At 72.7% G+C, this 22,061-nt stretch carries 21 protein-coding genes and 1 pseudogene; 18 read left to right on the forward strand and 4 right to left on the reverse strand.

Going from position 1 to position 22,061, the window contains the following annotated elements; genetic code table 11:
* Nucleotides 1-455 precede the first annotated feature (455 nt).
* From GMA12_RS11330 to GMA12_RS11350, 5 genes are all read left to right on the forward strand, one after another.
* Nucleotides 456-671, forward strand: coding sequence for a helix-turn-helix domain-containing protein (locus GMA12_RS11330; RefSeq protein ID WP_206064685.1), 216 nt, complete (start codon nucleotides 456-458; stop codon nucleotides 669-671).
* Nucleotides 664-2,457, forward strand: coding sequence for an ABC transporter ATP-binding protein (locus tag GMA12_RS11335; RefSeq protein ID WP_370831311.1), 1,794 nt, complete (start codon nucleotides 664-666; stop codon nucleotides 2,455-2,457). Before GMA12_RS11330 ends, GMA12_RS11335 begins: the two co-directional genes overlap by 8 nt.
* 103 nt (nucleotides 2,458-2,560) lie before the next feature.
* A complete protein-coding gene (locus tag GMA12_RS11340; RefSeq protein WP_370831313.1) occupies nucleotides 2,561-2,962 on the forward strand; it encodes an MmcQ/YjbR family DNA-binding protein in 402 nt (133 codons plus the stop codon).
* 143 nt (nucleotides 2,963-3,105) lie between these two features.
* Nucleotides 3,106-3,681: a dihydrofolate reductase family protein gene (locus tag GMA12_RS11345; RefSeq protein ID WP_156269631.1), complete on the forward strand. Its 576-nt coding sequence runs from the start codon at nucleotides 3,106-3,108 to the stop codon at nucleotides 3,679-3,681.
* A 186-nt stretch (nucleotides 3,682-3,867) separates the two neighbouring features.
* On the forward strand, nucleotides 3,868-4,452 hold the full coding sequence (locus GMA12_RS11350; protein ID WP_240898806.1) for a hypothetical protein: 585 nt from the start codon (nucleotides 3,868-3,870) through the stop codon (nucleotides 4,450-4,452).
* Between the two features lie 38 nt (nucleotides 4,453-4,490).
* Here GMA12_RS11350 and GMA12_RS11355 read toward each other — a convergent pair whose 3' ends face one another.
* Complete coding sequence (locus GMA12_RS11355) at nucleotides 4,491-6,014, reverse strand: LTA synthase family protein (protein WP_370831315.1); 1,524 nt, start codon at nucleotides 6,012-6,014, stop codon at nucleotides 4,491-4,493.
* A 300-nt stretch (nucleotides 6,015-6,314) separates the two neighbouring features.
* Between GMA12_RS11355 and GMA12_RS11360 the strand changes: the two genes are divergently transcribed.
* The 5 genes from GMA12_RS11360 to GMA12_RS11380 all read left to right on the forward strand — a co-directional run bounded on the left by GMA12_RS11360 (nucleotide 6,315) and on the right by GMA12_RS11380 (nucleotide 11,722).
* Nucleotides 6,315-6,890, forward strand: coding sequence for a hypothetical protein (locus tag GMA12_RS11360; protein ID WP_156269633.1), 576 nt, complete (start codon nucleotides 6,315-6,317; stop codon nucleotides 6,888-6,890).
* Between the two features lie 172 nt (nucleotides 6,891-7,062).
* Entirely contained in the window at nucleotides 7,063-7,971 is a 909-nt protein-coding gene (locus GMA12_RS11365) for an SPFH domain-containing protein (RefSeq protein ID WP_156269634.1), read from the forward strand.
* Between the two features lie 46 nt (nucleotides 7,972-8,017).
* Nucleotides 8,018-8,665 (forward strand): dihydrofolate reductase family protein, encoded by a 648-nt coding sequence (locus tag GMA12_RS11370; protein ID WP_156269635.1) that lies wholly within the window; start codon nucleotides 8,018-8,020, stop codon nucleotides 8,663-8,665.
* Between the two features lie 71 nt (nucleotides 8,666-8,736).
* Entirely contained in the window at nucleotides 8,737-9,177 is a 441-nt protein-coding gene (locus GMA12_RS11375) for a VOC family protein (protein WP_206064686.1), read from the forward strand.
* 157 nt (nucleotides 9,178-9,334) lie between these two features.
* A complete protein-coding gene (locus GMA12_RS11380; RefSeq protein WP_370831318.1) occupies nucleotides 9,335-11,722 on the forward strand; it encodes a PEP/pyruvate-binding domain-containing protein in 2,388 nt (795 codons plus the stop codon).
* A 61-nt stretch (nucleotides 11,723-11,783) separates the two neighbouring features.
* Here GMA12_RS11380 and GMA12_RS11385 read toward each other — a convergent pair whose 3' ends face one another.
* A complete protein-coding gene (locus tag GMA12_RS11385) occupies nucleotides 11,784-12,965 on the reverse strand; it encodes an alpha/beta hydrolase family protein (protein WP_156269636.1) in 1,182 nt (393 codons plus the stop codon).
* A gap of 82 nt (nucleotides 12,966-13,047) precedes the next feature.
* Nucleotides 13,048-13,782 (reverse strand): hypothetical protein, encoded by a 735-nt coding sequence (locus GMA12_RS11390; RefSeq protein WP_156269637.1) that lies wholly within the window; start codon nucleotides 13,780-13,782, stop codon nucleotides 13,048-13,050.
* An 800-nt stretch (nucleotides 13,783-14,582) separates the two neighbouring features.
* Here GMA12_RS11390 and GMA12_RS19695 point away from each other — a divergent pair.
* The 4 genes and pseudogenes from GMA12_RS19695 (at nucleotide 14,583) to GMA12_RS11405 (ending at nucleotide 16,811) form a co-directional block, all read left to right on the forward strand.
* Complete coding sequence (locus tag GMA12_RS19695; protein ID WP_503102580.1) at nucleotides 14,583-14,783, forward strand: PhoD-like phosphatase N-terminal domain-containing protein; 201 nt, start codon at nucleotides 14,583-14,585, stop codon at nucleotides 14,781-14,783.
* Nucleotides 14,771-14,857 (forward strand): annotated as a pseudogene (locus GMA12_RS19700) (hypothetical protein); the annotation flags it as partial. The gene GMA12_RS19695 and the pseudogene GMA12_RS19700, both read left to right, overlap by 13 nt.
* 103 nt (nucleotides 14,858-14,960) lie before the next feature.
* On the forward strand, nucleotides 14,961-16,088 hold the full coding sequence (locus tag GMA12_RS11400) for an alkaline phosphatase D family protein (RefSeq protein ID WP_503102579.1): 1,128 nt from the start codon (nucleotides 14,961-14,963) through the stop codon (nucleotides 16,086-16,088).
* A 204-nt stretch (nucleotides 16,089-16,292) separates the two neighbouring features.
* The gene (locus GMA12_RS11405) at nucleotides 16,293-16,811 is read left to right on the forward strand and encodes a GNAT family N-acetyltransferase (protein WP_156269638.1); all 519 of its coding nucleotides are present in this window, start codon (nucleotides 16,293-16,295) and stop codon (nucleotides 16,809-16,811) included.
* Between the two features lie 115 nt (nucleotides 16,812-16,926).
* On the opposite strand, the gene GMA12_RS11410 is transcribed toward GMA12_RS11405, so the two are convergent.
* Complete coding sequence (locus GMA12_RS11410; RefSeq protein WP_156269799.1) at nucleotides 16,927-18,006, reverse strand: NADH:flavin oxidoreductase/NADH oxidase; 1,080 nt, start codon at nucleotides 18,004-18,006, stop codon at nucleotides 16,927-16,929.
* Nucleotides 18,007-18,127: 121 nt separating this feature from the next.
* Between GMA12_RS11410 and GMA12_RS11415 the strand changes: the two genes are divergently transcribed.
* The 4 genes from GMA12_RS11415 (at nucleotide 18,128) to GMA12_RS11430 (ending at nucleotide 22,043) form a co-directional block, all read left to right on the forward strand.
* Nucleotides 18,128-18,430, forward strand: coding sequence for an ArsR/SmtB family transcription factor (locus GMA12_RS11415; protein WP_156269639.1), 303 nt, complete (start codon nucleotides 18,128-18,130; stop codon nucleotides 18,428-18,430).
* A 337-nt stretch (nucleotides 18,431-18,767) separates the two neighbouring features.
* Nucleotides 18,768-18,941, forward strand: coding sequence for a hypothetical protein (locus GMA12_RS11420; protein ID WP_156269640.1), 174 nt, complete (start codon nucleotides 18,768-18,770; stop codon nucleotides 18,939-18,941).
* A gap of 102 nt (nucleotides 18,942-19,043) precedes the next feature.
* Nucleotides 19,044-20,342 (forward strand): heparan-alpha-glucosaminide N-acetyltransferase domain-containing protein, encoded by a 1,299-nt coding sequence (locus GMA12_RS11425; RefSeq protein WP_156269641.1) that lies wholly within the window; start codon nucleotides 19,044-19,046, stop codon nucleotides 20,340-20,342.
* A gap of 831 nt (nucleotides 20,343-21,173) precedes the next feature.
* Entirely contained in the window at nucleotides 21,174-22,043 is an 870-nt protein-coding gene (locus GMA12_RS11430; RefSeq protein ID WP_156269642.1) for a hypothetical protein, read from the forward strand.
* Nucleotides 22,044-22,061: the final 18 nt, after the last annotated feature.

Genomic DNA, 22,061 nt, shown 5'->3' on the forward strand with positions numbered 1-22,061 from the left:
GCACCGCCGTCGTGGACGCCCGGGACGCCGGCCGCGCCGCCGTCGGCGGGACCCTCGGCTCCGCCGTCGGCGCCCCCGTCGTGAATGCCCGGAGCGCCGGCCGCGCCGCCGTCGGCCGGGCCTTCCTGCTGGTTCGGGTCCTGCTGTGAATCAGTCATGCTTCCTCCCGGAATCGATGGACCTCGATCGGGCCTCGGTACCGGCGCCCGATCACCACGCCGGGCACGCCGCGCTCGGCATCGCCCGCGCTCACCCTATCGAGACAGCTCCGGCGTGGGAACAGGCCGGCGCCACCGGCGCACCGCTCCTCGTACCCGCCCACCTCCGCCCAGGGCGCGGGGTGGGCCCGCGTGCCGGATCCGGCACCTGCACACCGTGTCAACGAACATTGACACTCGCCCGGTGTCATCGTATGTTGACGCGCAGGAGGTGTGGCGACGATGCACGAGGTACCGATGAGCGCTCTGGTGGCCCAGGCGGAGGACGACGACCCGCTGCAGGCGCTGAGGGCCACGGCGGAGCTGCACCGGCAGCTCTCCCAGCGGGAGGCGGTGGCGGTGCGCCGGGCCCGCGCACGAGGAGCGTCGTGGGCGCAGATCGCCGCGGCCCTGGGCGTGAGCCGCCAAGCAGTGCACCGCAAGTACGGTGGATCGCGGTTCGAGCGTGGCTGACCCGACCGCCGCCGACGCAGCGGGCCCTCGCGGCCGCCTGCGGGACCTGGCCGGCTACCTCACGGAGCACCGCGGCGTCCTGGTCGTGGTGCTGGTGCTGTCCGTGCTGGGGGCCGGACTGAGCCTCGCGCAGCCGGTGGCCGTCAACCAGGTCATCAGGTCCATCAGCACCGGCCGGTCGGCGGCGCCGGTGGTGCTGGTGCTCGTCCTGCTGGTGCTCGGCGCCGGGCTGGTGGGCGCAGCGCAGCAGTACCTGCTCGAACGCACCGCCGAGGGCGTGGTGCTCACCGCCCGGCGGCGCCTGGTGGACCAGCTGCTGCGCCTGCCGGTGCGCGAGCACGACGCCCGCCGCACCGGTGACCTGGTCTCCCGGGTCGGTTCGGACACCACGGTGGTGCGGGCCGCGCTCACCGGTGGACTCGTGGACGCCCTGGGCGGCGCACTCGTGTTCACCGGCGCGCTGATCGGGATGGCGCTGCTGGATCCGCTGCTGCTCGGCATCACCCTCGGCGTCGTCCTGGTCGCCGTGCTGGCCGTCGTGATCGCCTCGGCGCGGATCCAGGTCCTCACCCGCGCGGCCCAGGAGGCCGTGGGCCGCCTGGCCGCCGGCGTGGAGCGGGCCGTGTCGGCGGTACGGACCATCCGCGCCAGCGGTGCCACCGACCGGGAGGTGGCCCGGCTCGAGACCGAGGCGGTCTCGGCCCACGACTACGGGGTGCGCGTCGCCGGGGTCGGCGCGGTGCTCTGGCCGATCAGCGGGCTGGCCGTCCAGGGGTCCTTCCTCGCCGTCCTGGGCGTGGGCGGCTACCGCGTGGCCTCCGGAGCGCTCGCCGTCGCCGATCTGGTGACCTTCATCCTCTTCCTGTTCATGATGGTCATGCCGCTGGGGCAGTTCTTCTCCGCCGTCACCACCGTCCGCGCCGCGCTGGGCGCCCTGGGCCGCATCCAGGAGATCCTGGGGCTGCCGCGCGAGGACGCGCAGGACCGGGCTCCCGGCCGGACGGAGGGCACCCCCGGAGCCGGAGCCGCCACCCTGGGCCCGGGACGGCGAGGGCGCCCGGTGGAGGTGTCCTTCGACCAGGTCACCTTCTCCTACCGCCCGGGCCGGCCGGTGCTCGACCGGCTCAGCTTCACGGTCCCGGCCGGATCGACCACCGCGATCGTCGGACCGTCAGGGGGTGGGAAGTCCACGCTGCTCGCCCTCATCGAGCGCTTCTACGATCCCGACCACGGCTCGATCCGCCTCGACGGCGCCGATCTGCGCGCCATGTCGCGGACCGATCTGCGGGCCCGGATCGGCTACGTCGAACAGGACGCTCCCGTGCTGGCCGGCACCGTCCGGGAGAACCTGCTGCTCGCCGCTCCCGAGGCCGACGAGGCCGCCTGCCAGGAGGTGCTGGGCGCGGTCAATCTCCTGGCGCGCCTCCAGGAGCACCCCGAGGGCCTGGACGCACCCGTGGGCGACGACGGCGCCGGACTCTCCGGTGGCGAACGCCAGCGCCTGGCCATCGCCCGCTCCCTGCTCGCGGACACGCCGCTGCTGCTGCTCGACGAGCCCACCGCCAGCCTGGACTCCCGCAACGAGCAGGCCCTCCACGCCGCCATCCGCTCCGCTGCGGCCGGGCGCACGGTCCTCATCGTGGCCCACCGCCTGTCGACCGTCGTGGGGGCCGATCAGATCGTCGTGCTCGACCACGGCCGGCTGACCGCCACCGGCACCCACGAGGAACTGCTGGGCACCTCGGTGCTCTACCGGGAACTCGCCCGTCATCAACTGCTGGTCTGACGGGACTCCGGCGGGTCCGCGTGACGGTGCCGGGGATACTGGTCGCGAGATCCAGCGGAGCAGGAGGCCACCGGGAGGCGATGGCCTCGGAAGGAGACGGACCGTGGACGGAACGCGACTTCAACACGTTGCCATGGAGGTCGCCGCAGGACTGCCGGCGGTGTCCCGCACCTGTCCCTTCGGGCCCGAGCACGACGTCTTCAAGGTCGCGGGCAAGATCTTCCTGATGGCCACCGAGGCAACCGGCGAGCCGATCGTGACGCTCAAGTGCGAACCCCCGCACGCGGCGGCACTGCGCCAGGAGTTCCCCACGATCACGCCCGGCTACCACATGAACAAGCAGCACTGGATCTCCCTCGCCGCCGGCCCCGGGGTCACCCGCGACCTCGTGGCGGAACTGGTGCTGAACGCCTACGAGCTGGTCGTCGACGGCCTCCCCCGGGCCGAGCGCCCTGTGCTGCGGCACGCCGACACCGGGCCGGGGCCGACGACGGAGGCCGGCTGAGCCCCGGCCGCATGCGGCTCCTCGGGTGATCGCCGTGCCCCGGTTCCCGTGCGGGCCCGGAGCACGGGAGTCGCCGCCCGCGGGGGCTCCCGGACGCACACCACCCCTTGCGCCGGAGCGCCTCGGTCGAGTTGAGTGCAGCCATGGGGACAGTGATCTACTCCGTGGCCTCCTCCCTGGACGGCTACAACTCCGACGCCCAGGGCGACTTCTCCTGGGCGGTGCCCGACGAGGCCGTCGTCGCGGCCCTGACCGCCGACCTGGCCTCGGTGAGCACCTACCTCTACGGGCGCCGCATGTACGAGACCATGGCCGTGTGGGAGACCGACCCGACCGCCCCGACGTGGTCGCCCGAATCGGCGCGCTTCGCGGACACGTGGAAGCGGGCCGACAAGGTCGTCTACTCCTCCTCCCTCGAACGGACGTGGACCGGGCGCACCCGGCTCGAGCGCGAGTTCACCGCCGAGGCGGTCGAGCGCGCGAGATCCGAGGCGGCCGGGGACCTCACGATCGAGGGCCCGACCCTGGCCGGGAGCGCCCTGGCGCTGGGGGTGGTCGACGTGGTCGAGCTCCTGCTGTGCCCGGTCACCGTCGGAGGCGGCACCCCGGTCTTCCCCTCCGGGCTGTCGCTGGACCTGCGGCTCGTGCGGGAGCGCCGCTTCGACAACGGCATGGTGCAGATCACCTATGACGTCGACAGACCCCGGCGCACCGCATAGCAGCGCGGGCGCGCGACGGGACCCCGGCGGCACCGTCGCCACCGGGGCGGAAACCGGCGGCCGCCCCCGCACCGGGAGCAGCCGGTCCCGGACCGGCGCCGCCCGGTCCCCGGCGCCCCGTCGCGTCGTGCGGGGCACCGAAGTCGCCGCTGCGCCGTGCTCCACGGGATCGCCGCCGTGAGGCCGATGCCGGAGGACGACGAGCGCCCGGACCCGAGCACGGCCGGGCGGGCCACCGGCGTGGTGACCGTGGGCATGTGCGTGGGCATGTGCGTGGCCGTGTGGTGGCCCGCCTTCACCCTGGGTGCGTGGGGCCGGCTCTTCTTCGAACAAGAGCTGGCCGTCTGGGCCGCCTCCTCGGCGGCGCTGCTGATCGTGCTGTTCCGCCACCACGGCGAGCAGCACCGCAAACGCCGAGCGGCCGCCCTGATGCTTCCCTCGGTGTGGCTGGTCCTCGCCCTCACCGTCGAGGACCACGGGGGCTTCCTCGACGCGCTGACCGGCGCCCTGGGCGACACCGTGGCCGTCCTGGGACTCCCGGCGACGATGTGGGTGCTGGCGCGGATCATGTGGCCCGACTTCGGGGCGGGACTCCTGTCACCGGCGCGACGGGCCCTGGTGGTCGCCCTGGTGCTGTCCATCGCTGTGGCCTCCTACCTGCTGGGGGTCCACCACGCCGCGTTCCTCACCTGCGAGGACTTCACCGTCAGCGGCAACTCGGAGCCCCCGGGCTGCGCCCCGGCGGCCCCCGGTTCAGCGTCCGGCCGGTGAAGGCGGCGCCGGCCGCGACGCGCAGGACACGAACGCCACTACCGGGCGGCGTCCCCGCCGGCCCAGGCCTCCGCGTAGAACTGGGAGGACCGCGATTCCAGAAGCTCCGTGTACAGCTCCGGTGCCATGGCCTGCGCGGAGCCCTCCGGGACCTCCGTGCTGAAGGCGGACACGCCCAGTCCGGCCGCACGGTCCTGCAGCCCCAGGCCGGCGGCCTCCAGGATCGTGGGGTACATGTTCAGCTGGTCCACGCGGGGGCGCAGCGCGCTGTTGCGGTCCTCGCCGGGAACCCAGACCCGGTTGAAGATGGTGCGGTTGTCGTGGTGGTCCAGCTGTTCGTGGAAGGCGTCGCCGGCGCTCATGTGCTTGAGGTGGTCACCCATGATCACCACGGCGGTGTCCTCGAGGTAGCCCTGCGCCTCCAGGTGGGCCACGAAGCCGGCCACCTGGGTCATGGAGCAGAAGAACGCGGAGGTGACCACGTTCTCCGTGTCCACGGTGCAGTAGTCGAAGATGTGCACGGGCTCGTGCGTGTCCAGCGTCAGCACGGAGAGGTTGAACGGCCGGCCGGTCCGCTCCGCCTCGGCGTGCAGCGCGTCGACCTCGTCCTTGGCGTGCGCCATGAGGCGTCCGTCGCTCAAGCCCCAGTCGCCGCGGAAGTTCTTCTCCGGTTCGCCGGCGGCGCGCCAGTCGGACAGGTCCTTGATCTCGGAGTAGCCGTGGGTGCCCAGGAAGGCGTCCTTGGCGGCGAAGGAGGCGTTGGCCCCGCCCAGGAAGACGCTGGTGTAGCCGTGCTCGCCGAGGACGTCGCCCAGACAGGTGGTCCCGCCCAGGTAGGTGCCGACGTTGCCGCCGAGCTCGTTGAGGGCGCCGCTGTCCGCGGCCGAGCCGAGGCCCTTCAGCGGCACGCCGCACTGCGTCGCCGTCAGACCGGCCATCGTCCAGCCTCCGCCCTCGTACTGCTGGAGGTCCTCCACGCTCTGCCACCCGTCCGAGTCCCGGGTGACCTCCTGCAGCGGAGCGAACGCGTCCTTCTCGAAGAGCTGGTCGTCCGCCAGGGTGGCCTCGCCGGACTCGAGGTAGATCAGCACCAGGTTGCGCTTGTGCTCGTCGCTGGTCACCGTCGGCTCCACGTAGTAGTCGCCGAGGTCGTACGCGGAGTTCCCGGCCCTGAGGTAGTCCCCCACACCCACCGTGGTGGCGAACGCCGTGCTCCCGCCGACGACCACCCCCGCCACCAGGACGGTGGGGACGACGCGCACGATCCACCGCGGGCGGCGGGGCGGCGTGTCGCCGCCCTGGCGGCGCCGGACGTTCTGCCACAGGGCGATCCCGGCGGTGAGGAGCAGGGGGACGACGCCGATCCCCAGGATGCCCATCCAGACGATGGGACCGCCTCCGCCGTCGAGCTGCACGGAGACGAGGTTCAGGAGCATCTGGCCCACGGTGATCTCGCCCCAGTAGAACCGGATCCCGGCGGCGGCGATGAGCAGCGCCAACCCCGCCCAGATGAGGACGTAGACCAGCAGCCGCCCCGCGACGACGCCGCCCCGTCGGATCACGGGAGAAATCCGGGCAGACATCGCAACACCTCGCGTTCCAGATGCGCGTGTGGTCACCGAACATCCTTGACGTCGAACCCGTTCTCGGGCCCATCACAACGTAGTACCGATACGCTACCCGTTCAACAGCCGTTCACGCGCCGGTTGAGCCCCGGACACGTCTGCGCCCACAAGTGCGCAGCACCGAGCCCGGCTCTACGCTGTCCTCAACCGGGAACGACCGCCGCCGCGTGCTCGGCGGCGGAGTTGCCGGGGAGACGCCGGAAGGACGAGGCCCTCGAACGGGAGGTGCGGTGAGTCATGGAGCCCTCAGGCAGCGTGGTGGCCGGCGGCACGCTCCGCCGGTCGACCACGCACGTCGCCGCCGTGGTGCTGTCCCTGTCCGCCGGGGTGCTGGCCGGGTGCGGCCCCACGGAGGTGCCGGACCCGGGAAGCGACGTCTCCGAGGGCAGCACCGCCTCAGGACCGGCCGGCGCGTCCCCGACGGCCGCACCCTCCGCCCCGACACCTGCGGAGCAGTCCGACCTCGCGTACGCCGGCGCCTACGACGAAGCCTTCCGCGCCGGCCTGACCGCCGACACCGGGCAACGGGTGACCCTCAGCGGAGTGGTCGGCGACCTGGCCGACTCCCGCTCGGCATACGAACTCGCCGACCCCTCGGACCCCGACCTGGACCCGTTGCTGGTCAGCGCCCGGGACCCGGTGCCAGACCTCGAGATCGGCGACCTGGTCGAGGTCACCGGCACCGTGCGGAACGGGTTCCGGTCGCCGGCCGGGACCGAGGGTGACGAGCAGGCCGACCTCTACGACCAGCACCTCGGCGACCCCTATCTGGACCTGGCCGACACCAAGATCACCGACTCCCCGGGTCCGTGACCCCGCGCGGCGGCCTGCGGCACACACGACCCCGGTGGTCCCCCGAAGTGTGGCACCGCCTCCCCCGGTGATCGAGTGCCCGCGGCTCCACGGTGTGGGAGTGTTTACATCAGTGAACAACCGCGCTCGCGGGTGCGGCACCAGGATCCTGGAGAAGCGGGGACAGAGGAACATGTTCTACATCGTCACGGCCACCGTCCTGGCCCTCGTCCTCGTGCTCTCGATCGTCGCCTGGATGACGGTGCCGAGGACCACGGCGCAGAAGGACGCCGCCGGGGAACAGGTCCGCCCCAGCGCCACGCGCAAGGCGGCCGGCGTCACGGCCGTCAGCGCGGTGGTGCTCCTTCTGCTCGTCACCGCGGGGACCACGCTGGCCCGGGTCGGAGCCCGGGAGGTGGGGATCGAGACCAGCCTGGGCCGGTACTCCCGCACCCTCCAGGCCGGATGGCAGGTCAAGGCCCCCTGGGCCGAGGTCGAGACGTTCTCCACCCAGCTGCAGCGCTCGGAGATGGACGCACCGATCGCCTTCGCCGGCGGCGGCTCCGGCACCCAGCACATGACCGTGCAGTGGACCATCACCGGCGAACAGGCCCAGGAGCTGTGGTCCCGGTACCGGCAGTTCGAGAACGTCGACGGCATGCTCGTCCAGCCGGCGGCCCGGGAAGCGGTCGCCACCGTCCTGGCCTCCTACACCCCTGCGGAGGCCCGCGCGGAGGGCAAGGTCGAGGAGGTGCGCGAGGCCGTGGAGGCGGCCCTGACGGAGCGGTTGTCCCCGTACGGGGTGCAGCTGGACTCCGTGGCGCTGCCGCCGGCGGCGCTGGACCAGACCGCCCAGGACGCGCTGAACCGGGTGGTGGAGGCCGAGGCGAACGTGGACCGCGCCCAGTCCCGCCTCGAGCAGGCCAGGATCGACGCCGAGGCCGACCGGGAACGCAACAAGAACGTCACCGCGGAGAATCTCGTGCTCGAGTGCCTGACCATCACCAACAATTGGAACGTCGAGGAGAACGGGCCCCTGCCGGCCACCTGGACCTGCTTCGGGGCGGACGCCGCGGACGTCCTGGTCAACACGAACCGGTAGTCCACCGGCCCCAGTGCACCCATCGCCGAGCGGACGGAGCGAGCAGATGACACGGACCCGCATCCACAACTTCTCCATCTCGCTGGACGGTTTCGGCACCGGCGAGGGTCTGAGCCGGGACGCTCCCTTCGGGCACGCCGGAGAGAGGCTGCACGAGTGGATGATCGCCACCCGCTTCGGCGCCCCCATCCTGGGACGCACCGGCGGCACCGCCGGCGTGGACAACGCGTTCGCCCAGCAGCACGAGCCGGGCATCGGCGCGGAGATCATGGGCGCGGGCAAGTTCGGCCCGCCGGGCTGGCAGGACGACGCCGACTGGACCGGGTGGTGGGGCCCGACCCCGCCGTTCCGCACCCCGACCTTCGTGCTGACCCACCGCCCGCGCCCCTCGATCACGATGGAGGGCGGCACCACCTTCCACTTCCTCGACGCCGCGCCGGACGAGGCGCTCCGGGCCGCCCGTGCGGCGGCCGGCGGACGGGACGTGCGCATCGGAGGTGGCCCCACCGTCGTGCGCGACTTCCTCGCCGCGGGCCTGGTCGACCACATGCACCTGGTCCAGGTGCCGATCGTGCTCGGCCGCGGCGTCCGGGTGTGGGACGGGCTGGAGGCCCTGGAGGAGGACTACGAGATCGAGGTCGTCTCGGCGCCCAGCGGCGTCACCCACCTGACCTTCGACCGGAGGACGTCCTGACCAGGACTGCCCCGGGGCAGCGGCAGCCAGGACAGGCAACACCACCACGACGCAGGCGGAGGAGAACCAGCATGACGATCCAGCGGATGGACCACGTGAGCGTCGTCGTCGGCGACCTCGAGGCCGCCGTCGCGTTCTTCACCGACCTCGGCCTGGAGCTGGAGGGGCAGGCGCCGATCCAGGGACGGTGGGTCGACCGTGTCGCGGGCCTCGACGGGGTGCGCGTCGACATCGCGATGATGCGGACCCCGGACGGCCACGGCCGGCTCGAGCTGACGACCTTCCACACCCCGCCGGCGATCAGCGCAGAGCCGGAGGACGCCCCTACGAACACGCTGGGCCTGCGCAGCATCATGTTCGCCGTCGACGACATCGACGCCACCGTTGCGGGGCTGCGCGCCCGCGGTGCGCAGCTCGTCGGAGAGGTGGTGCAGTACCAGGACCGCTACCGGCTCTGCTACGTGCGCGGCCCCGAGGGGATCATCGTCGCGCTGGCCGAGCAGCTCGGCTGACGCCCCGTCCCGGCCTTCCTCACTCCCCGTCGGCCCCACGACACCAGAGAGGCACCCCCTGGACGTCATCGACCTCGCCGACATCAGCCCGGAAGCGACCGAGCTCGTCGGGGGCAAAGCCGCCGGCCTCGGGGCCCTCCTCTCCGCGGGCGAGCGCGTGCCGGACGGGTTCTGCCTGACCACCGAGGCCTACCGCTCGGGCGCCGTCCCCGAGGGGGCGGTCCTGGCGGCCTACGAGCGCCTCGGGGGTGGTCCCGTGGCCGTCCGCTCCAGCGCCACGGCGGAGGACCTGCCGGGGGCCAGCTTCGCCGGCCAGCAGGACACCGTCCTGGACGTCGAGGGCGAGGACGCGCTGCTCGCGGCCATCCGGCTGTGCTGGGCCTCCGTGGACAGCGAGCGCGCCGTCGCCTACCGGGCCGGACAGGGGCTGGAGACCGCCGACGTGGCGATGGCCGTGGTGGTGCAGCGCATGGTCGCCCCGACGGCGGCCGGGGTGATGTTCACCGCCAACCCGCTGACCGGTACCCGCACGGAGACCGTCGTCGACGCCGTCGCGGGACTGGGCACCGGTGTCGTGGACGGCACCAGGAACACCGACCACTACGTCCTGCCCGGGAACGGCACGCTCCCCGGGCAGGAGGATCGCGGGTGCCTCTCCGCCGACCAGCTGCGCGAGCTGCAGCGAACCGGGCAGCGGGTGCAGCGCGCCCTCGGCAGCCCGCAGGACATCGAGTTCGCGTACGACGCGGAGGACGCGCTGTGGCTGCTGCAGTCCCGTGCGATCACGACCCTCTTCCCCCTCCCACCGGGGACCGACCCGGTGCGGGGAGACCCGCGGGTCTACATGGAGGTCGGCCACATGCAGGGCCTGCGGCGCCCGGTCACCCCCATGGGCGTGTCCGTGCTGCGGGCCACGACCCGCCGCTGGCTGCAGGTGGTCGGCGTCGACGACGCCGTGGTCGACCTGTTCCTCGTCGACATCGGCGGTCGGCTCTTCATGGACCTCACGGGTTTCGTCCGGAGCCCGCGCCTGCACGCCCGCGTCCCCGACATGGTGCAGGTCTACGGTCCGGCCGTGGCGCGGGGCGTGCGGAGGGTCCTGGACGACCCCCGCTACGCGCCCCGTCCTCCTCGTCCCGGTCGGCGTGCGTTCTCCCCCGGTGCGACGGCGCGGCTGCTGCTGGCCGTCGTCCCCGCCTCGCTTCTCGGCGCGCTGCGGGCCCTGGCGCGGCCCGCAGCCGCCCGCGAGCGCGCCTTCCACGAACTCGAGCGGGTCCGCCGGCAGCGCTGGACCGCACCGGCGGACACGGCGAGCCGGATCCGGTCCGCCGCCGGCCTGCAGGACGCGACGATGACCGGACCGATGATGCGCTCCCTGCCGCCGCTGTGGGCGGCGCTCCTCGCTCAGGCAGTGGCCGGCCGGCTGCTGCGCGGCATCCTGCGGCCCGGCGAGCTGAACGCGACCCTGCGGGGCATGCCCCACAACGTCACCACCCAGATGGACTTGCAGCTGTGGTCCGTGGCCGAGTCGGCCCGTCCGCACCGCGGGCTGCTCCTGAGCACCGACCCGGACGAGCTCGCCGCGCGCTTCTCGCGCGGCGAGCTGCCCGAGTTCGGCCTGACGGCCTTCCTGGAGGAGTACGGGATGCGCGGCAGCGCCGAGATCGACGTCGGCTCCCCCCGCTGGGCCGACGACCCCACCCCCGTGTTCGCCGCCCTGGCCGGGTACCTGCAGGTGACGGATCCCGACCAGGCCCCGCCGGCCCGGTTCGCCCGCGCCGCCGCCGAGGCGGAGGCCGCCCTGGCGGACCTCGTCGACCGCGCGCGGCGGACCCGGCCGCTGCGGGCCCGGCTCGCCGGCTCCCTGCTGCGCCGCAGCCGGGAGCTGGCCGGACTGCGCGAGCTGCCCAAGTTCCTCTGGCTCACCCCGCTGGCCCAGGTGCGCGGGCAGCTGCTCGCCGCAGGGGCCGAGCTCACCGGGCGCGGCCTGCTCGAGCAGTCCGAGGACATCATGTTCCTGACCCTGGGCGAGGCCCTCGAGGCCGCGCACGGCGCGGACCTGCGCGCGGTGGTGACCCGCCGGAGGCGGGAGCACGACCGCGAGGCCCGGCGGCGGCAGGTCCCGGGCCTGCTGCTGTCGGACGGCACGAACCCGCAGGCCCTGCCCGACGGCGCCGCCGACGAGCACGGGCCGGACGCGCTGGTCGGCCAGCCGGCGGCCACCGGGGTCGCGACGGGGCCGGTGCGGATCGTCCACCACCCGTCCGAGGCCAGGCTGCGGCCCGGTGACATCCTCGTCGCCCCGACCACCGACCCGGGCTGGACGCCGCTGTTCCTGACCCTCGGCGGGCTCATCACGGAGACCGGCTCCACGATCGCCCACGGCCCGACCGTGGCCCGCGAGTACGGGATCCCGGCCGTCATCTGCGTGCCCGACGCCACCACCCGGCTGACCGAGGGCCAGACCGTTACCGTCGACGGCGCCACCGGGCTGATCCGGATGCACGCCGCGGAACCCACGACGGGAGACGGCGCCGGGAGGTGAGGCCGGTGTCCGACGCGCCGAACACGCAGCCATGGGTTGCCTCCGGTGGGGCGCCGATCCGCTACGGGAACGGGTCGGGCCGCGGCCCGGACTCCGCCCCGTCCATCCAGCCGTGGCGCAACCACGTGGTGAGCACCTGGCAGGCGAGGTCGAGGTTGCCCATCTGGCAGTGCTGATCGGCCTGCTCCGCCTCCGTGAACATCCGCGTGGTCACGCTGCGGGCGGCTGTGAGCGCCTGGGCCTGTGCCCGCGTCAGCGCCGGCGGCTGGAAGGCGTCGTGCTCCCCGCACATCAGCAGGACGTCCTGACGCACCCGAGCGCTGTCCAGGTGGGCGGCGTTCATGCCCAGGAACCACTCGGGGACATCGGCGGGGTCATCGCTGTCGAGCAGGTACAGGACCTGATCGACCACCGCCCGCAGGGTCGGCGAGAGCCGGGCCCGGGCCCGCACGCTCCACCGCATGAACTCCCGGTGCCGCACCATGGCCCGGACCGGGGCCCGCAGCGCCGGGGGGACACGGTGCAGCCAGTCGTAGACCGGCGGCCAGGCCACCACCTGGTGGATGCGGGGCTCGCGCCCCGCGGCACGCAGCGCCCAGTAGCCGCCCATCGAGATGCCGACCAGCGCGGCCCGGTCGAGCCGGAAGTGGTCCAGCACGGCCGCGACCGGTTTCTCCCAGTCGTGGTCGGCGGTGAGTCCGTGCACCGTCCGCGCGCCCCCCTGTCCCGGGCCCTCGAAGGCGACCACGTCGAAGCCGGCGGCGGCGATCCGCTGGGCGACGGCAAAGAACTCCTCGATCACGGAGTCGAACCCGCCGTGCAGCAGCACCGTGCCCCCTGGGCCCGGACCGGCCGGCGGCAAGGAATAGGCCGGCAACGCCGCGCCGGTGTAGGGCACCTCGTGGCGGACGAGGGCGGCCTCGGCGAACGCGGTGTCGAAGAGCTCCAGATACCGGCGGTAGCGCTCCGTCCTGCGCCGCGAGCGCGGCGGCGTGAAGAACTCCGCCAGCCGCGCGTATCCCGTCGCGGGCCGGAACCGGCCCCCGGCGGCAGCCCGGGACGACAACGCCTCGAACACCGGACCGCCGTCGTCCATCGACCGGATCCGCGCCGCGGCGTCGAACAGCTCCCGGCGCTCGGCGAAGCCCAGCGCGTGGGCTCGGTTCAGCTGGTAGTTGATGAAGTCCCGGCGGTGGAACTTCTCGAATCCCACCGGCAGGGCCACGAGCTCAGGATCGCCCACGCCGACAGACTACGCCGGCCCGCTCGGCCTCGCCGGTCCGTGCATGTCGTCCCCGTGTTGTTCGAGGACCACGAGGACGGGGTCACAGCGGTGGGTCGAGTGGCTCGTCGACGTCGTGGATCTCGTTGGTGAGACTGGTGCCCTCGGTGCCGTCCAAGGGGGTGAGGTCCACGACGATCCCGGTGCCCACGTCCAGGTGCACCCGGTACACCGTGGCCAGGTCATCGGTCAGGGTCGGGTCCTCGGACCCGTACTCGTAGGTCCGGGCGGCCGGGCCGTCCAGCAACGGGCAGCACCCGCACCGCGGCACGTAGCCACCCACCCAGTCCTCACCAATACCCACCACCGGCCGGCAGGTCGCCGCCCAGGTCGCCCGACCCCGCAGCACGGTGGCGGTGACGTCACTGATCTCCACGCCCTGGTCCAGCTCCACCGGATCGAGCATCGCCGTCCACCGGTAGTCCTGCCACATCGGGTCGCCGTGGTCGAGGTGCCAGTCCTCCGGCCGCTGGGCGACCAGCCCGTCCGGGCGCAGCACCACCTGCGCCCCGGGCGGGGACGGCTCGGTGTCCGCCAAGCTTCCAGCCCCGCCGTAGGGCGCGCCGGTGGCCACCTCGATCCCCTCCGCGGTGCGCACGACCAGCCGGTGCCGGGATCGGTCGAGCCAGGCCTCCACCGGCCCGCCCTCGGCGGTGGCCCCGCCGTGGCCCTGCCGCCGGTGGATGAAGTGCACCGTGGTGAACCGCCACGGCGAGCCGGCGGCCAGGGCACGGAAGTCCGCCGCGTCGGGAGTGCTGGGCAGGGACGCTCCGCTCATGGCCCCGAGTAGAGCACAACCGAACTCCGCCCGGGAGAACCCGAGTGCACCGACACGGGCGAGGGCCCGCAGTACGTGTGCCTGTCCGAGGGGCCCTCGGGGAGCGCCCCGGCGTGGGGCGCCGGCCGTCCGGCACCTGTTCCGGGCGACAGCGCGTTCTTTCCGCCCACATCCGTCTGCGGCGACCCCCGTCAGGACGGCAGGCAACCCCCGGGGGGCCGTCGACATGTCTCCGGCCGGACCGTGGATCTTCGGACCAGCCGCTCCTCGTGGCGCAGCCCGCAGCCGACGTGACGGGGTGAGCCTTCAGCGGGTCAGGAACTCCCGGAGGCCGGGAAGATCGTCGGTGTTGATGTGGTCCACCCCGGCCGCCTGCATCTGCGCCAGCGGCCGGTTGCCGCTGATCACCGCTTCCACGGCCCGGTCCTTCGCCTGCCCGTGGTGGTACCGAGTGATGAACTTCCGGTGCTCGGCCAGTTCCTCCTCGATCGCCGCCCAGGTCGCGGGGCCCCCGCTCTTGATGTCGATCAGCAGCTGGAACTCCCCGGCGTGACCGGGATAGAGCTGCTTGCCGTTGGGCGAGACCAGCGCCGCGAGCGGATCCAGATAGGCCTCCTCCAGGGTGGGGGCGGCGGCGACCGCCTGAGGGGGCCGCCAGCAGCGTGATGACCGTGGTGCCGGCGGCCACAGTGCGCAAGATCGTCCTCATGGGGGGTGCTCCTTTTTTCCGAGGATGGGCAGTGCACCTGAGCCTGAGCGCCGCCGGCCTGGACGCCGGGCTCGTCGCCACCGTCCCTGGCATGGCCGCCGCTGCTCCCGGCAAAGCCTGCGGCAACGCCCTGACGGGCGTCCGGTTCACCCTCGGGGTCGCCTCGGGCGACCCGTGGCCCGACGGCTTCGTGCTCTGGACCCGCTGGCCGCCGACGGCCTCGGCGACATGCCCAACCGTCCGCTGCAGGTGTCCTGGGAGGTCGCCCAGGACGAGGCCATGCGCACGGTGATCAAGCGCGGGGTGGAGCACGCCCACATCGAATCCGCTCACTCCGTGCACGTCGAGCTGACCGGGCTCAAGCCCGGTCAGGAGTACTGGTACCGATTCCGCACCGGCAGGCACGTCTCCCCCGATCGGACGGGCGCTGACCACCCCAGCCTGGAGCGAGACCCCGGCGGCGCAGGCCATGGCCTTCGCCAGCTGCTCCCAGCACGAGCACGGCTTCTTCACCGCCTACCTCCGCCTGGCCGAGGACCAGCCGGACCTCGTGCTGCACCTCGGCGACTACCAGTGCGAGTACAAGCAGGGCGTCCACGTCTCCGGGGACGGCAACGTGCGTGACCACAATGGGCCCGAGACCGTCGACCTGGCCGGCTACCGCCAGCGGCACGCCCAGTACAGGGCCGACCAGGACCTGCAGGCCGCCCACGCCGTCGCCCCGTGGCTGGTCGTGTGGGACGACCACGAGATGGACAACAACTGGGCCGACGAGATTCCGGAGAACCGTGACTCTGCCCAGTGGAACGACACCACCGAGCGCTTCCGGACCCGCCGGACCGCAGCTTTCCAGGCGTACTGGGAAAACATGCCGCTGCACCGGCCCTCCGCGCCACGGGGCAAGGATCTGCAGACCTACCGCCGGATCCAGTGGGGACAGCTGGCCAACTTCCACATGATGGACACCCGCCAGTACCGTGACGACCAGCTGGCCGGCGACGGTTGGGGCGAGAACGTGGAGGCCCGCTGGGACGAATACCGCTCCATCACCGGCCCCGCCCAGGAGAAGTGGCTGATCGACGGCTCCCGCTCCTCCACACCCCAATGGGACATCCGGGGGCAACAGGTCTTCTTCTCGGAACGGGACCGCGAACGGGCGCCCGAGGTGGACGACGTCTCGATGGACGGCTGGGACGGCTACGCCGCCTCGCGCCGACGGATCACCCAGGGATGGGTCGACGCCGGGGTCCGCAACCCGGTGGTGCTCACCGGTGACGTGCACCGGCACCGGGCCTCCGACGTCGAGACCGACTTCCAGGACCCCGATGCCCCGGTCGTCGGCTCCGAGCTGGTCTGCAGCTCCATCACCTCGACCGTCAACGGCAACGGCTCCACCCACGACCCGGTCATGCCGTGGAACCCACACCTGAGGTTCTTCAACAACCAACGCGGCTACGTGCGCACGACGAAAACGAAAGACGCCATGACCGCGGACCTCCGTGTCCTGGATCACGTCACCACTCCTGGCGCCCCCGTCTACACGAAGACCTTCTTCATGAGCGAGGACGGTGTGCGGGGCCTCCAGCAGCGGGCGTGAGGCTGCACTTCCCACGGCAGGGCGCCGCACCTAGGATTTCAGTCGGCCCCGACTTTCGGGCCACCGACCACGAGCAGCTTCGGGAGCGCCGACCATCTTCCGGTGACCGCCTGGGCGTGCCGCCGTTCCGGCAGCGCTCCTACTCCTCGGTCCCTCGTCCGTGTCCAGGTCATGCGGTTGTCCCAGCGCGATGGGAGATCTACCATGTCGTTCCACCCAGAGGTCCGGCTCGTCCCAGCAACGGTGGCGCTGTTAAACGCGCTGAAGGAGGACCGCACCCGGTTCGGCGAGTTGATCGGCTCGCCCGTCCCGGACGGCTGGCCCGAGTTCCCGGAGGCCATCAGCTTCACCCTGCAACAGCTCCAGAACCGCCCGGAGACCGACCGCGCGTGGTCGATGCAGTTCTTCGTCGACTCCGCGACCGGGCGCCTGCTCGGCTCGGGCGGCTTCGCGGCCCCGCCGATCGACCGTGCTGTGGAGATCGGCTACGAAGTCGCCCCGGAGTTCCGAGGTCAGGGCTTCGGGACGGCCGCGGTCCGCGCGCTTCTCGAGCGCGCTGTGGCCGGCAACGAGGTCGACCACGTCATCGCACACACGCTGCCTGGTCCCCATGCGTCGACGGGCGTGCTCGTGGCGCTGGGCTTCGAGCACGTCGCCGACCGAGAGGACCCCGAGGTCGGCCCGGTCTGGGAATGGCGCTGGACCCGCTCGCTGGTCGGGTAGCCCAGAACGCGGTCGCTGGTTCCGCCGGCCCGGACGGATGCCGGTGGTGGGACGGGCTCGACACCCCGGCCGCGGGCAAGGAGTTTCCCGATCTCCTGACCGCCCAGGGCCGGCGTCAGCGGTAGGCGCGCTCGTACTGGGCGGGCTTGTAGGGCATCCGGTAGCGCAGCGCCTCCGCGGCCCGGATGGGGAAGTTCGGGTCGCGCAGGGACTCGCGACCGACGAGCACGACGTCGGCCTGGCCCAGGGCGACGATCTGCTCGGCCTGGAAGGGCTCGTCGATCATGCCGACCGCGGCCACCGGCAGGCCGGTGCGCCCCTTGACAGCGGTCGCGAAAGCGAGCTGGTAGCCGGGTCCCACCGGGATCACGGCGTCGGCGACGTTGCCGCCGGAGGAGACGGAGATGAGATCGACGCCGTGCTCCCCCAGCCAGGCCGAGACCTGCTCGGTCTCTTCCGGGGTCCAGCCGCCCTCGGACCAGTCGGTGGCCGAGAGGCGCATGATCAGCGGCACGTCCTCGCCGACCTCGTCGCGCACCGCGTCGGTGACCTCCAGCAGCAGGCGCGCGCGGTTCTCCAGGGTGCCGCCGTACTCGTCGGTGCGGTGGTTCGACAGGGGCGAGAGGAACTCGTGCAGCAGATAGCCGTGGGCGCCGTGGAGCTCGAGCAGGTCGAAGCCGGCCTCGACGGCTCGGCGGGCGGCCGCGGCGAAGGCCTCGACGACGCCCCGGATACCGGCCGAGTCCAGCTCGGTCGGGATCGCCAGGCCGGGGAAGGCGACCGGGGAGGGACCCACCGGCTGCCAGCCGCCGTGCTCGGGCGGAACGTTGCCCTCGGGGCGGACACCCCATGCGCGCCAGGTCGAGGCCTTGCGCCCGGCGTGGCCGAGCTGGATGCCCGCCGTCGCCCCCTGGGAGTGGATCAGGTCGGTGATCCGGCGGAAACCGTCACGCTGGGTGTCGTTCCACAGGCCGAGGTCCTGCGGGCTGATGCGCCCCTCGGGCACCACACCGGTGGCCTCGACGATCACCGCGCCGGCGCCTCCCCGGGCCAACGAGCCCAGGTGCATGAGGTGCCAGTCGGTGGGCACACCGTCCTGGGCGTCCACGGAGTACTGGCACATCGGCGGGATCCAGATGCGGTTGCGGATCTCCACGCCGCGAAGGGTGATCGGATCGAACAGCGCGCGGGACATGGGTGCTCCTCCAGGGATGCCGTCGGGTGGGTACGTCATGACCGGAATGCTCCAGCCGTGTACGAGAACCATCGTAGTACGATAGGCACCGTACCAATCCGTCCCCGGGGAAGACGAGGCCATGCGCACACTGGAGCACCCGGACCGCGACGATCTCCGCCTCGACGCCGTCCTCTCCGCCCTGGCCGATCCCGTGCGCCGCGCCATCGTCGGACAGCTCGCCGACGGGCACGCCGAGCAGGCCTGCATGGCGTTCGCCCTGCCGGTCAGCAAGTCCACCTCGACGCACCACTTCCGCGTGCTGCGCGAGGCGGGAGTGATCGAACAGCGCTACCGAGGAACAGCGATCCACAGCACCCTGCGACGAGAGGATCTCGACGCCCGCTTCCCCGGCCTTCTCACCGCCGTCCTGGCCGCGGGCTGAGCCGACCCGCGCAGGCGCCTGCACGATCCGGCAACCTCTCTCCTGGGTTGCTCGGCCACCGCGCCGATGATCCGCTCTCGCGTGCTGCCCAGCGTCAGCCACGGCGGTGAAGAGCCTCGACTCCGACGGGCCGGCAGTGTCCACGCCCCCTACCGGGGCTGAGCACCCGCAGGCCGGGTCGCCGGTGGCTGTCGACGACGGGTCAGATGCAGGACTCAGCTCGGCGCGCGGGACCGATTGCCGGCCGTCCTGTCGGCGCGGCCACAGCTGCCGCACGGCCGTGTTGCCGAGGCTGGAACCACGCACCGCAGGACCCACCGCAATCCCAGGAGTGGGCATGAGCACCATCGATCTCACCGACGCCGCCGTAGCCGCCGCCCGCGCCGAGCACGAGCGCGCCGCCCACCCCGAGTCCCCGTCCTGGGAGCTCTGCACCGCCCTCGAGCGCACCGCCCACCGGATCGCGGTGCTGCCGATCCCGGTTCACAGCAGGGGCACAGGCTCCCGCTAAGCCGACCACACATCGTCCTGATCAGCTGGAGTCCTGGACGGGCCGTCGGTCCGTCCCGGGGGGCGGGGGCCCGCCGGAACGACGCACGGGGGACGACCAGCCATGACCGACGCCCACAGCCACCCGGCTCCGGCACTGCGCGCCACAGGTCCGACGCCGACCCCGTGGGGCGCCGCCCCTCCCGACGTCTCGCCGGAGGGCGCGGGCACCACGGCCGCCGCCGCCGGCACGCGGCGCCTGACCGGCATCGACGCCGCCCGTGGCCTGGCCCTGATCGGGATGGTCTCCATCCACATCCTGCCCGCCTGGGACCCGGAGACCTTCGAACCCACCGCCCAGTGGACCGTCTTCGCCGGCCGCTCCGCGGCGCTGTTCGCGTTCCTGGCCGGGGTGAGCCTGGCCTTTTCCTCCGGGGGCCGCACCCCGCACACCGGGCGGGCGATGAGGGCCACCCGGGCCGGGATCCTGGTGAGAGCTCTGCTCATCACCGGGCTGGGGCTGGCCATCAATCCGCTGATCCCCGGCACCACCGTCGAGGAGATCCCGGCGGTGAACATCCTCGTCTACTACGGAGCCTTCTTCCTGCTGGCGATCCCGTTCCTGCGCGTCTCCGCCAGGGCCCTCTTCGCCTGGGCAGCCTTTTTCGCCGTGACCGGCCCGGTCCTGACGCACCTGCTGCGGGACACGCTGCCGGTCGCGGCCGATCTCAACCCGGGTCTCGCGGACCTGGTCGCCGATCCCGCAGCGAGCACGGCCCACCTGCTGCTGACCGGCACCTACCCCGCCCTGCCCTACCTCACCTACCTCCTGGCCGGGCTGGCGGTCGGGCGGCTGGACCTGGCCGGCATCCGGACGCAGGCCGGCCTGCTGGTGAGCGGTGTCGGCCTGGCCCTGATCGCATGGTTTGCCTCCTGGGTGCTGATCCTGCAGGCCGGCGGCTACGACCAGCTGATGACCCACACCCCCGCGCTCAGCGAGGACATGATCGACGACGTCATCGTCTGGGGCCCGGACCCCATCCTGCCCACCACCACCTGGTGGTGGCTGGCGATCGCCGGTCCGCACACCAACACCCCCCTCGCCCTGGCGCTGGGCCTGGGCTCGGCCATGGGCGCGCTCGGTGCGTGCCTGTTGCTCGCCCGCCGCCTCGGGACATGGTTGCTGCCGCTCTCCGCCATGGGGGCGATGACCCTCACCCTGTACTCGGCCCACCTGCTGGCCCTGTCCACCGAGGTGCACTACGACCAGCCCTACCTCTGGTTCGCCGTCCAGGTGGGGATCGCCGCACTCTTCGCCATCGCCTGGCAGCGGGCCCTCGGACAAGGGCCCCTCGAGCGGGTCGTGGGCCGCTGTGTGAAGCTCACCCGCCGCGCCGTCCTCGGCGGCCACCGCCGACCCTGACCCCTCGCCGTCACGCAACCCACCACTGCCGCGCCGACGGTGAACACCGCTGCCGCTCGCTCACCGGGGAATGGCCGTTCGAAGCAGTCAGGCCGGCCCTGAGAGCCGAACCTCCAGAGAATGACCACGGTCCAGAGGAAGGGGACGACCTGATGATTGTCGATCTCGAGGGCGGCATGACCTGTATCCGGTGCCGGACGGTGTTCGACGCCGTCCCGCTGAGCACTGCCGTCCAGCCTGGATGGCCGGCCGGGATCACGCTGGTCCCCGCCAGTGCTCTGCCGGTGGCAGAGCGCCGCAGCAACGTGTTCTGGACCGAGGACTCCTGGCCGACGACCTGCGCCCTCTGCAATCCCGCGGGCTGGGTGAGATGCCAGTTCCCCGAAGGGAGCTCGTTCTCCCCGAGCTGAGCCTGCTCGTCCCGGACCGTGCCCGTCGGCACGGACACGAGCACTCCCCATCCTGCGTCGTCGAACCAGGACCGCACCACACCGGAATCACTCCCCGCACGAGACGACGACCGAAGGCGCAGCGTCAGGTGGAGTAGACCGTTACGACTTCCGTGCTCGTCCCCGGAGTCCGGGCGGCCGACATGGGAACACGCCAGTGATTAACGATTGCCAATGGGGATTACTGGACCGTACGGTGAGCTCACAGCAGCTCTCCACCGCCGGCACGGGCTCCCTCAAGCCTCGGTCGGCCTGCACGGCGGGGGGCCAGCGACCCTGCCTGCTCGCCGCCTCGCCGCGGCACCACCCAGGTGCGGGCCCGCGCGCTGGTGCACCCGGGGACCGCCCCCGGGTCACCTCGGGAGAGCAGGAGAGACAGGGCATGACCACGATGAACACGACCGTCAAGGGATGGATCGCCGCAGGGTCATCGGCCACGCTGCTGGTGGGCGGGCTGGTGCTGGGTGCCCCGGCGGCCGTGGCCGCCCCCGGCGACGCCGCCTGCCTGCAGGCTTCGGGCCAGTTCACGACAGCCCTGGCCGCGGCCGGGATCACCACCGTCTCGGTCAGCCAGCTGGAACAGGCCGCCGAGGCCGTGGTCGTGGCCGAGGAGCAGTACTTCGCCCTGACCGATGCCGCCGCGGGGGAGCTGCAGGTGCAGGTCGAGACCGCCTGGCTCGAGCTGGAAGCCGCCGAGGCCGCTGAGGACCCGGAGGCGATCGCCGCCGCCGAAGCCCGCATCGCGGAACTGGAGGCCGCGATCGAGCTGGCCTTGAACACCCCGGAGATCGTCGCCGCCGAACAGGCCCTTTTCGACGCCACCGATGCCCTGGACGTGCAGCTGAGCATGCTCGCCCTGGACGAGGCGACGGCCGAGCAGATCCTCGCGCTCTTCCAGCAGTTCCTCGCCGCCTGCGACGGGGCCGGCGTCGACGCCCCTGACACCACCCCGATCGTGGCCCCCGCCCCCGCCCCCGCCCCGGTTCCGGCGGCGACGATCGCTCCGGCCCCCGTCGCCATCACCCCCGCACCGGCACCGGCCACGCCGCCGGCGCCGGTTGCCCCCGTACCGGCCGCACCGGAGCAGGACGCGCCGACGGGCATGAACCCGGGCCTGAACATGCAGACCGCCGCGACCGCCGAGCACGAGCATCCCGGGGCCGCCCTGGTCGCGGGTCTGCTGGCTGCCGGGATCGCGGCGCCGGCGGCCGTGGCCGTGCGGAGGCACCGACTGCAGCGCCACCGCCCCTGATCGACCCCTCGTCCTGGG

Origin of the sequence: Kocuria sediminis (assembly GCF_009735315.1) — a bacterium.
GTDB classification, from domain to species: domain Bacteria; phylum Actinomycetota; class Actinomycetes; order Actinomycetales; family Micrococcaceae; genus Kocuria; species Kocuria turfanensis.

Coding starts and splice junctions, on each gene's coding strand:
- GMA12_RS11330 (WP_206064685.1), top strand. CDS start 456: ATGAGCGCTCTGGTGGCCCAGGCGGAGGACGACGACCCGCTGCAGGCG.
- GMA12_RS11345 (WP_156269631.1), top strand. CDS start 3,106: ATGGGGACAGTGATCTACTCCGTGGCCTCCTCCCTGGACGGCTACAAC.
- GMA12_RS11350 (WP_240898806.1), top strand. CDS start 3,868: ATGCCGGAGGACGACGAGCGCCCGGACCCGAGCACGGCCGGGCGGGCC.
- GMA12_RS11360 (WP_156269633.1), top strand. CDS start 6,315: ATGGAGCCCTCAGGCAGCGTGGTGGCCGGCGGCACGCTCCGCCGGTCG.
- GMA12_RS11365 (WP_156269634.1), top strand. CDS start 7,063: ATGTTCTACATCGTCACGGCCACCGTCCTGGCCCTCGTCCTCGTGCTC.
- GMA12_RS11370 (WP_156269635.1), top strand. CDS start 8,018: ATGACACGGACCCGCATCCACAACTTCTCCATCTCGCTGGACGGTTTC.
- GMA12_RS11375 (WP_206064686.1), top strand. CDS start 8,737: ATGACGATCCAGCGGATGGACCACGTGAGCGTCGTCGTCGGCGACCTC.
- GMA12_RS11390 (WP_156269637.1), bottom strand. CDS start 13,782: ATGAGCGGAGCGTCCCTGCCCAGCACTCCCGACGCGGCGGACTTCCGT.
- GMA12_RS19695 (WP_503102580.1), top strand. CDS start 14,583: ATGGCCGCCGCTGCTCCCGGCAAAGCCTGCGGCAACGCCCTGACGGGC.
- GMA12_RS11400 (WP_503102579.1), top strand. CDS start 14,961: ATGGCCTTCGCCAGCTGCTCCCAGCACGAGCACGGCTTCTTCACCGCC.
- GMA12_RS11405 (WP_156269638.1), top strand. CDS start 16,293: ATGTCGTTCCACCCAGAGGTCCGGCTCGTCCCAGCAACGGTGGCGCTG.
- GMA12_RS11410 (WP_156269799.1), bottom strand. CDS start 18,006: ATGTCCCGCGCGCTGTTCGATCCGATCACCCTTCGCGGCGTGGAGATC.
- GMA12_RS11415 (WP_156269639.1), top strand. CDS start 18,128: ATGCGCACACTGGAGCACCCGGACCGCGACGATCTCCGCCTCGACGCC.
- GMA12_RS11420 (WP_156269640.1), top strand. CDS start 18,768: ATGAGCACCATCGATCTCACCGACGCCGCCGTAGCCGCCGCCCGCGCC.
- GMA12_RS11425 (WP_156269641.1), top strand. CDS start 19,044: ATGACCGACGCCCACAGCCACCCGGCTCCGGCACTGCGCGCCACAGGT.
- GMA12_RS11430 (WP_156269642.1), top strand. CDS start 21,174: ATGACCACGATGAACACGACCGTCAAGGGATGGATCGCCGCAGGGTCA.